Genomic DNA, 10034 nt, shown 5'->3' with positions numbered 1-10034 from the left:
GGACTTCGCCGTCACGGCGTTCGAAGGTGGTGCGCAGGCTTTCGTGACGGGCGACGATGCGGTCCAGGGCCCGTTGCAGGGCGTTGCGATCCAGGTTGCCGCGCAGGTGCAGCGCGGCGGGCATGTGGTAGGCGACGCTGGCGGCGTGGTCCAGTTGGTCGAGGAACCACAGGCGCTGCTGGGCCAAGGACAACGGCAACGCCTGGTCGCGGGACACGACTTCGATGGGCTGGACCTGGGACTGGCCGGCCTGATCCACGCGTTGGGCCAGTTCGCTCAACGAGGCCTGGGCGAAGAGGGTACGCAGGTCGATCTCGACACCGAGGTCCTGATGCAAGCGGGCCTGCAACTGCACGGTCAGCAGGGAGTGGCCGCCGAGTTCGAGGAAGCCGTCGTGGCGGCCGACCTGATCCAGTTGCAGCAGGTCTTTCCAGATACCGGCGAGGGCGATTTCGGTGTCGCCTTGGGGGGCTTCGTAGGTTTTGCTGGCCAGGGATTCCAGGCCGGGGGCTGGCAGGGCGCGGCGATCGAGCTTGCCGTTGGTGGTCAGGGGCAAGGCATCGAGGTGGACGAAGGCGCTGGGCGCCATGTATTCGGGCAGGTGCTTGAGCAGGGTGCTGCGCAGTTGTTCCGCCGGGATCGGTTCGCCGCAGACATAGGCGACCAGACGCTTGCTGTCCGGCTGCCCTGGAAAGTCTTCCCGGGCAATGACCACCACCTCGCGAACACCCGGGCACAACGCCAGGGCTGCTTCGACTTCGCCGATCTCGATGCGCAAGCCACGGATCTTCACCTGGAAGTCATTGCGGCCCAGATACTCCAGGGCACCGTTGGCGAGCCAGCGGCCAAGGTCGCCGGTCTTGTACAGGCGCGCGTTCGGCTCAGTGCTGAACGGGTCGGCGATAAAGCGTTCGGCGCTCAATTGCGGTTGGTTCAGGTAACCCCTGGCCACGCCGATACCACCGATGTGGATTTCTCCCGAGACACCCAAGGGTTGTGGTGCGCCACGGCCATCGAGCACGTGCATTTGGATGTTGGCGATCGGCCGGCCGATGGGCACGCTTTCGCCAGGGTCACTGGCGCGGCACTGCCAGGCCGTCACGTCGATGGCCGCCTCGGTCGGGCCGTAGAGGTTATGCAGCTCGATTGCTGGCAACTGCTGTTCGAAACGCCGTTGCAGGCTGCGGGGCAGGGCTTCGCCGCTGCACAGCACGCGCCGCAGTTCAGGGAAGGCCTGTCCGTCGTGGTGTTCAAGGAACAGGTCGAGCATCGACGGCACAAAGTGCAGCAGCGTGATGCCGGCCTGGCGCATCAGCCGGGCCAGGTAGTCCGGCTCCTGATGGCCGCCTGGGCGCGCCATGACCAGCTCGGCGCCGGCCAGCAGCGGCAGGAAAAACTCCCAGACCGACACGTCGAAACCGAACGGGGTCTTTTGCAGCACCCGGTCGTTGGCATCGACACGGTATTCGTCCCGGGCCCATAACAGGCGGTTGACCACGCCGAGGTGTTCATTCATCACCCCTTTGGGGGTACCGGTGGAGCCGGAGGTGTAGAGCACGTAGGCCAGGTGAGTGGGGGCCAGGCCGAGGGCCTGCGGGTCCGGGTTGTGTTCGGGTTGAGCGGCCAATTGTGCGGGGTTATCGAGGACCAGCAGCGGCGCATCCAACGCAGGCAACTGGTCTTGCAGCGCCTGGCTGGTCAGCACAGCCCGGGGGCTGCTGTCGTCGAGCATAAACGTCTGACGGGCGCTCGGCAGGTCTGGATCGATGGGCACGTAGGCGGCCCCGGCCTTGAGCGTCCCCAGCAGTGCAATGACCATTTCCGGTCCACGCCGCAGGCTCACGGCGACTCGGTCGTCCGGTTTCACGCCCAGGGCGATCAGGCGATGGGCCAGCCGATTGGCCTGGCGGTTAAGTTGTTCATAGCTGAGCAACGGCCCGGTATCGCCGCGTACGGCGCAGGCATGCGGGCGTTGTTCGGCTTGCTGTTCGAATAGCTGGTGGATCAACACGTCCCGTGGATATTCCCGGGCCGTGGCGTTGAATTCGACCAGCAGGCGTTGCCGCTCAGCCTCGCTCATGAGCGGGTAATGCCCCACGGGGGTGTCATGTTGCTCCAGCACCGCCTCGAGCATCGAGACGATGCGTTGTTGCAGGTACCGGGCCTCTTCCAGGTTGAAGTAGGCGGTGTTGAAGTTGAAATCCAGATGGACGTCTTCAAACGGATGGTAGTCGCGCACGAAGATCGCCATGGGCGTCTGCTCGTAGCCGTTGTCCATGGTGATGACCGTGGACGAGGTGCCGCCGAACTGATCGTCGCCGTCCAGGCTTTCGAACGACAGGGACACGTCGAACAGTTGTCGCCGCCCGGTCTGGGCCAGGCGCAAGGTGCGATTGAGTTCGGCGATGGGGAAACGCTGGTGACGGTAGCAGCGGCGCAATTGCCCGCCAGCGGCGTGCATCAGGTCCAGCAGCGAGGCGTCGAAGTCGACGGGCAGGCGGATCGGGCTGACCGAGGAAAACATGCCTGCGGTTTCTTTCGCCCGGGCCGTGGTCCGGTTATGCACGGGCATGCCGATGACGATTTCATCGACGCCGACCGTGCGGCAGAAATAAGTGGCGACCACGCTGATCAGTACATGAGCGACCGAGAGGCTGCGTTCGCTGGCAAATTCGGTCAACGCGTTGTACAGCGCCCGCGGCAGCATTGCCTGGACCTGGGCACTGGGAGCCAGTTCATTGGCCAGCCCGGTCTTGAAATCGGCCCGGCGTTGCAGCAGTGACGGCGGCATCTGGGCGTAGGTGTCCTGCCAGAACTGGCGGTCGCGCTCATAGCGGGACGAGGCCAGGTAAGCCCGGTCATCTTCCAGGAACGACAGGTAGGAATGCCCTTGGGCGACTTCATCGTTGTCGGCCAGCAACGCATTGTAGGCTGAACCCACGGCATGGCCGATCAGGGCCACGCCAATGCCGTCGGTGACCAAGTGATGGTAGCGGGCGAGCCAGTAATGGCGGTTCGGACCGCAACGGACCATGCGTGCGTCCCAGAGCTGGCCCGTCAACGATTCAAAGGGTTGGCGAAAGGCGTTGCGCAGATAGTCCATGGCCAGGCCGGCGTCGGCGTCGGCCTCGGAGAACTCCACCACCTCCAGGTTCACCTTGACCTCGGGCAGGACGCGTTGGCGGCCGGTGCCGCCCTCATGGCTGAAGCTCAGGCGCAGGGTGTCGTGACGGTTGGCGACCAGCTCGATGGCTTTCTCGAACAGTGCAATGTCGATCTCGCCCTTGATCTCCAGGGACATGCCGATGTTGTAGTAGGGCAGGTCCGGGTGTGCGAGCTGATCCAGCCAAATACCCTGCTGGACGGAGGCCAGCTCGTGGGACGCGGAGTCTTGGGTAGGCAACATATCGGTCGACGAATCCATTTCGGAGCACCTGCTTGCAGAATCAATTGAGGTTTTTCTCCGTTCGAATGGCAGTGGTGGAGGCCTGGACGACTGCCAGTCGGCGGAATCAATAGCCGTGGAGAAGGACATCGGAGGCGGCGCAAAGCGCTGGGGGCGACGGCGTGGCGAGGGCTGCGTTGCGAGCCATCGAGGGTTCCGTGCTGCCGTTCGGCTGCGCCTGACATCCCTTCACAAAGTGAGAAAAAACTAGAGCATCCGCCTTGGGATGTCTGTCATGGGAAGCAGGGACAACAGCGCGGAACGGGGCTTTGCGGTGCTTGGGCGTGGTCGTGCGAGTCTGTTATACCAACGGCCCTGAGTGTGTGCTTGCGAGGGTCGAAAATGCCATTAACCGCCGAATCGGATCACCCAGCGACGAAGTTCTGGAGCTTGTCCCGCTTCCCCAATCACCCGCAGGCGGGCGCCGTCGAAGTGATCGATGCGCTGGCGATTTCCAAAGAGGAATTCACTCGCCGCTACGTCAATCGCAACCGTCCCTGCCTGGTCAAGAATGCGGTACGGCATTGGCCGGCGTTCCATAAATGGCAGCGCCTGGACTACCTCAAGGCGCATTCGCGCAACAGTGCGGTGGTGGTGCGCTCGCAGATCGTTTCCGAGGTCATCGGCTGGTCCAATCCGCAGGTCAAGGCCGAGTTGACCGAATACGCCAAGACGGTCTATCGGGAGGTGCCGTTCCACCAGTTTCTCGACGACCTGAGCGTGGGTGACTCGCCGTTGGTGGCCGACAGTTGCCGGTTCTCCGAAGGCTCGGCCATCGAGCCGATGAAGGAAGACGTCGGTGGGTTGCCGTTCATGCCGCAGTTGGGCAAGTCCCGGCACTATCCGCCCCATCGCAGCTTCCTGTACCGCAATTCCTATACCGATTGGCACTTCCATGTCGTCGACGAAACCTTCATGGCCCAGGTCGTCGGCGCCAAGGAAGTGCTGCTGTTACCGCCAGACGAAGCCAGTTGGCGAGCCTTGCGCCCGGTGATCGAGGAAGCGGGCTACCTGTACGACATCGACACCGGGCGCTTCCCGGGGACGCGAGCCTTGCGGGCGCTGCGCACGGTGGTGGAGCCGGGGGATGCGTTGTACATCCCGGTCTATTGGTGGCACGCGGTGCAATCGATGAATGACGAATTCGGCGCGACCGTCGCGGCGACGTTCCCGACACCCTTGCACGTCAGTGGCAACATCAGCTCGCCCATTGCCAGGCGGGTGTTGCGCACTTATCTGTTTTCTCGTTTTGCACCGTTGGTGTTTGGCGCGGTGCTCTATTCCCTGGCCTATCGGCTACTGGACAAGTTGATCGGTGTCGTTACGCCTCGCGATGTGCGCCCATGAGCGTGGGAAGCGGCCGCTGGGGTTTTGACCTGGGGCGCGGTTTCTATTTCCTCTGGTGCGGCGAGTCGCTGGCGGTGGTGGGCACGGCGCTGATGGAGTTCGCCCTGGGCGTCTGGGTGTACAACCACACCGGCTCGGCGGTGGCGTTCGCCAATGTGGTACTGGCGGCGACACTGCCGGCCGTGCTGTTCCTGCCCTTGGCAGGTGGGCTGGCCGACCGGATCAGCCATCGGGTGATCATTGTCTGTTGCGACGTGACCCTGGCGGTGCTGCTCCTGGGGGTCATGGCGCTGCTCTGGTTCGAACGGCTGGAGCCGCTGCACTTGTACGTTTTCAATTGTTTGGCGTCGATTGTTGGCGCCTTTCGCAAGCCCGCCTATCAAGCGGCTGTCAGTACGATTGTCGCTCCTGACAAGTTCACCCGGGCCTCGGGGTTGATCAGCATCAGTAAGAACGCTTCGGCCCTGGTGGCACCGCTGCTGGCGGGGGCGATCATGGCCAGCGCCGGGCTGGTGACGATCCTGGCGGTGGACCTGATGACCTTCTGCTCCGGCACGTTGCTGGTGATCAAGGCGTTCTCCCATGTGCGCGGCGCGCCGGGGCGCCAGGACAGCGCGCCCAAAGGCACGGTGTTCGGCGGGGCGCTGGGGAATGTCGCCGCGGCGCTGAAATTCTTTGTCGCCGAGCGGCTGATGGCCGGGTTGCTGGTCTACACCATGATGCGCACGGCGCTGTTGTCACTGGCCACTTTGATGATGACGCCGTTGCTGCTGTCGACCCTGGGCAGCCAGGCCTTGGGGATGGCCTATACCTGGGCGGCCCTGGGTGGCCTGGCTGGCGCGGGGCTGCTGATTTCGATGGGCAATCCGCGTCGATTGATGGCGCTGGTGGCGGTGGCCGACCTGCTGCTGGCGGCTTGTGTCGTCGCCTTGGGGCTGGTCTCGCAGGCTTTCGCCTACTGCGCGCTGGCCTTTGTCGCGATCACCATGGCGAGCATCGCCGACGCCAGCGTGAACTCGCTGTGGATGCGCAGGATTCCCAGCGACAGCCGCGCCAGTGTGTTTGCCTTGATCAGCATGTTGACCATCGCCACCACCAGCCTGGCGGTGATCGTCGGTGGTTTCCTGGTGGACCACTGGTTTCAGCCGGCGTTGGTACCCGGTGGTCTTTACGCCGACTCGATCGGACGTTGGTTGGGCGTGGGCCCGGGGCGGGGCGTGGGGCTGCTGTTCGTGGTGGCCGGCGGGTTGTTCGCGCTGCTGCCGTTGAGCGTCTTGCTCTATGGGCCGATGCGTCGACTGGACGAGCCGCCAGTACCGATGACTGCCGCGCGAATGATCGAGAACCCCCAGGCCGAGCCCCTGTAATGCCAGTCGGCCCCGGTGTACCTGATTCCCGTGACAGACAGGCCGCGCCCGGTGAGTCACCCTTGGCAGGCTCTCCTGCTACGCCCCGAGGCACCTGGCGGACAGGACCATCTGGCATCGCCAGCGGAATCGACAACCTCAATAAAAGGAGTACCTATGCGCCCGTCGTTTTATGATCCCAGCCGTTTTCCGCAACTGAAGAACCTGGCCGACAACTGGGAAGTGATCCGCGAGGAATTTCTGGCCCTCAATGCGCCGACCCTGACGATCAACCGCGTGGGCAAGCAGATCGCCGAGATTGTCGAGGAGATCGACGCGCACATGGCGGCGGGAGGAGAGTATGGCTGGCTCTGGGGGTGGGGCGACGACATGGATATCATGCCGGAGTGGACCCAGTACGGCCTGGTGGCCTATGACACCCCGATCCCCTACGCCCGCGACGCCATGCCCGGGACTATCGAGCTGCTGAGCAAGATTCCTGGCATCAAGCTCTGCGCCTTGTTGCGCATGGAGCCCAATGTGTTCCTCGGTACTCACTCTCATACCGGCACTTGGGAGGAGGGGCTGCTGCATATGCAACTGACCATCGATGCGCCTACTACGCAGAACTATGCCTACCTCAACGTCAACGGGAGCTTTAACCAGAGCACCAATGGCAACCTGGTGATTTTCGATGGGTCCCTGGACCACTTTGCGGTGAATGCCTCCAGGGCTCACCGGACGGTGTTGTATCTTGAATTTCACCGTGAGAAGCACATGGTGGCTTGATGTGGATCGCGCTTGCGCCTGGGAATGGATTTGCGGCGGCCACAGGTTTGAGGTTTATGGGTAGACCTGTGGGAGCGAGCCTGCTCGCGATAGCCGATAGCGGTCAATCAGCGTGCATCGAAATCGCCTGGCATAAAAAAACGCCGCCCCTCGCAAGAAGGGCGGCGTTTTTAGTCGGGCGTTTTAAGCGTTAGGCTTGAACGACCGGGATGTTGGCGTTTGCAGCCGCTTCGCGGAACTCGGCGATCTGGTCGAAGCTCAGGTAGCGGTAGACGTCCGCTGCCATGCTGTCGATCTTGCCGGCGTATTCCATGTACTCCTCGACGGTCGGCAGGCGACCCAGGATCGACGCAACGGACGCCAGTTCGGCCGAAGCCAGGTAGACGTTCGCGCCGTCACCCAGACGGTTCGGGAAGTTACGAGTGGAAGTCGACACCACGGTGGAGTTCGGCTCGACGCGGGCCTGGTTACCCATGCACAGCGAGCAGCCTGGCATTTCCATCCGTGCACCGGCCTTGCCGTAGATGCCGTAGTAGCCTTCTTCGGTCAGTTGGTGAGCGTCCATCTTGGTCGGCGGCGACAGCCACAGACGAGTTGGCAGCTGGCCCTTGACCTGCTCCAGCAGTTTACCGGCAGCGCGGAAGTGACCGATGTTGGTCATGCACGAACCGATGAACACTTCGTCGATCTTCTCGCCAGCAACGCTGGACAGCAGACGGGCGTCGTCCGGATCGTTTGGCGCGCAGAGCACAGGCTCGCTGATGTCGGCCAGGTCGATTTCGATGACTTCGGCGTATTCGGCGTCGGCATCGGCTTCCATCAGTTGCGGGTTGGCGATCCAGGCTTCCATCGCTTGGGCGCGGCGTTCCAGGGTACGTGCATCACCGTAGCCTTCGCCGATCATCCAGCGCAGCAGGGTGATGTTGGACTGCAGGTACTCGGTGATCGACTCTTTCGACAGCTTGATGGTGCAACCGGCAGCCGAACGTTCGGCCGAGGCGTCGGACAGTTCGAACGCCTGTTCCAGGGTCAAGCCTTCCAGGCCTTCGATTTCCAGGATGCGGCCGGAGAAGGCGTTTTTCTTGCCTTTCTTCTCGACGGTCAACAGACCGTTCTGGATGGCGAAGTACGGAATGGCATGAACCAGGTCACGCAGGGTGATGCCAGGTTTCATTTTGCCTTTGAAGCGCACCAGGATCGATTCCGGCATGTCCAGCGGCATGACGCCGGTGGCAGCGGCGAAGGCGACCAGGCCGGAACCGGCCGGGAACGAGATGCCCATCGGGAAACGGGTGTGGGAGTCGCCACCGGTACCCACGGTGTCTGGCAGCAGCATGCGGTTCAGCCACGAGTGGATGATGCCGTCGCCCGGACGCAGGGAAACGCCGCCGCGGGTCATGATGAAGTCAGGCAGGGTGTGGTGGGTGGTTACGTCGATCGGCTTCGGATAGGCCGCGGTGTGGCAGAAGGACTGCATCACCAGGTCAGCCGAGAAGCCCAGGCACGCCAGGTCTTTCAGTTCGTCACGGGTCATTGGACCGGTGGTGTCCTGGGAACCCACGGTGGTCATTTTCGGTTCGCAGTAGGTGCCAGGGCGCACGCCTTGGCCTTCTGCCAGACCGCAAGCCTTGCCAACCATCTTCTGCGCCAGGGTGAAACCCTTGGTGCTTTCAGCCGGTGCTTCAGGCTTCTTGAACAGGTCGAACGCTGGCAGGCCCAGCTCGGCGCGAGCCTTCTCGGTCAGGCCACGGCCAATGATCAGCGGAATACGGCCGCCAGCGCGGACTTCATCCAACAGCACCGGGGTCTTCATTTCGAAAGTGGTGATGACTTCGTCGGTACCGTGCTTGCAGACCTTGCCGGCATGCGGGTACAGGTCGATCACGTCGCCCATGTTCATGTTCGACACGTCGAACTCGATAGGCAGTGCGCCGGCATCTTCCATGGTGTTGTAGAAGATCGGGGCGATCTTGCTGCCGAAGCAGAAACCGCCAGCGCGCTTGTTCGGCACGTAAGGAATGTCGTCGCCGAAGAACCACAGCACCGAGTTCGTGGCGGATTTACGCGAGGAACCGGTACCGACCACGTCACCGACGTAGGCGATCGGGAAGCCCTGACCGCGCATTTCTTCGATCTGCTTCATCGGGCCGGTCTTGCCTTGCTCGTCCGGAACGATGCCGTCACGGGCCATTTTCAGCATGGCCAGGGCGTGCAGCGGGATGTCCGGGCGGGACCAGGCGTCCGGGGCAGGGGACAGGTCGTCGGTGTTGGTTTCGCCGGTGACCTTGAAGACGCGCAGGCTGATCTTGTCGGCCAGCACCGGGCGCTTCTTGAACCACTCGCCGTCAGCCCAGGATTGCAGCACGGCCTTGGCGTGAACGTTGCCGTTCTTGGCTTTTTCAGCCACGTCGTGGAAGGCATCGAACATCAGCAGGGTGTGCTTGAGTTCTTCGGCGGCGACTGGCGCCAGCTCGGCGTCGTCCAGCAGCTCCACCAGGGTCACGATGTTGTAGCCGCCCTGCATGGTGCCGAGCAGTTCAACGGCACGCTTCTTGTCCAGCAGAGGGGATTGGGCCTGGCCCTTGGCCAGGGCGGACAGGAAACCGGCCTTGACGTAGGCGGCTTCGTCGACTCCAGGCGGAACGCGATTGGTGATCAGGTCAACGAGGAAAGCTTCTTCGCCAGCCGGAGGATTTTTCAGCAGCTCGATCAGGCCTGCGGTTTGTTCGGCGTTAAGCGGCTGGGGAACGATACCCAGGGCTGCACGCTCTTCGATATGTTTGCGGTAGGCTTCAAGCACAGTTATTACCCTCATCAGTGGTCCCAAATGGGTGTCCGGGACGCTCATCCAGAAACTCTCGGCACTCATGCGCGTCAGGGGGCTTTTTGGGCCTCCACGCCAGAGTTGCCGGAGTTCCTCACAGAAGCTGCTTTCAAAGTTTTACGCCTGCAGAACGGGAGCTGATGAGGGTTGGCGTTGGGCTTTCCCCGCTGGAAAGACCCTTCGCCAACACCGCTCTGAAGGAACGACTGTGCTCGTGACGCTTTGAAAACAGCTTCTAACGGACATTGGCGCCTTAAAAGGCTGGCTGATTCTACGGGAAAAA

Annotated in this window: 5 protein-coding genes; 3 read left to right on the top strand and 2 right to left on the bottom strand. The window is 62.6% G+C overall.

What is annotated here, in order from left to right:
- A partial coding sequence (locus J3361_RS15305) for a non-ribosomal peptide synthetase (RefSeq protein WP_207965290.1) occupies nucleotides 1–3424 on the bottom strand: 3424 nt, incomplete at its 3' end.
- A 363-nt stretch (nucleotides 3425–3787) separates the two neighbouring features.
- On the opposite strand from J3361_RS15305, the gene J3361_RS15300 reads away from it, so the two are divergent.
- The 3 genes from J3361_RS15300 (at nucleotide 3788) to J3361_RS15290 (ending at nucleotide 6927) form a co-directional block, all read left to right on the top strand.
- Nucleotides 3788–4792: a cupin-like domain-containing protein gene (locus tag J3361_RS15300; protein ID WP_207965289.1), complete on the top strand. Its 1005-nt coding sequence runs from the start codon at nucleotides 3788–3790 to the stop codon at nucleotides 4790–4792.
- On the top strand, nucleotides 4789–6159 hold the full coding sequence (locus tag J3361_RS15295; RefSeq protein ID WP_207965288.1) for an MFS transporter: 1371 nt from the start codon (nucleotides 4789–4791) through the stop codon (nucleotides 6157–6159). Before J3361_RS15300 ends, J3361_RS15295 begins: the two co-directional genes overlap by 4 nt.
- A gap of 156 nt (nucleotides 6160–6315) precedes the next feature.
- Entirely contained in the window at nucleotides 6316–6927 is a 612-nt protein-coding gene (locus J3361_RS15290) for an aspartyl/asparaginyl beta-hydroxylase domain-containing protein (protein ID WP_072412270.1), read from the top strand.
- Nucleotides 6928–7117: 190 nt separating this feature from the next.
- On the opposite strand, the gene acnB is transcribed toward J3361_RS15290, so the two are convergent.
- Nucleotides 7118–9727, bottom strand: a complete 2610-nt coding sequence (acnB, locus tag J3361_RS15285; RefSeq protein WP_092348756.1) for a bifunctional aconitate hydratase 2/2-methylisocitrate dehydratase — start codon at nucleotides 9725–9727, stop codon at nucleotides 7118–7120.
- Nucleotides 9728–10034 lie beyond the last annotated feature (307 nt).

Source organism: Pseudomonas sp. OA65, from assembly GCF_017498305.1.
GTDB classification, from domain to species: Bacteria; Pseudomonadota; Gammaproteobacteria; order Pseudomonadales; family Pseudomonadaceae; genus Aquipseudomonas; species Aquipseudomonas zanjanensis.
Note: the sequence above shows the minus strand (reverse complement) of the source record. Positions and strands in the feature narration are given on the sequence as shown.

Excerpts from the sequence above, each read along its gene's own strand:
- J3361_RS15300 (WP_207965289.1), top strand. The coding sequence starts at position 3,788 with ATGCCATTAACCGCCGAATCGGATCACCCAGCGACGAAGTTCTGGAGC.
- J3361_RS15295 (WP_207965288.1), top strand. The coding sequence starts at position 4,789 with ATGAGCGTGGGAAGCGGCCGCTGGGGTTTTGACCTGGGGCGCGGTTTC.
- J3361_RS15290 (WP_072412270.1), top strand. The coding sequence starts at position 6,316 with ATGCGCCCGTCGTTTTATGATCCCAGCCGTTTTCCGCAACTGAAGAAC.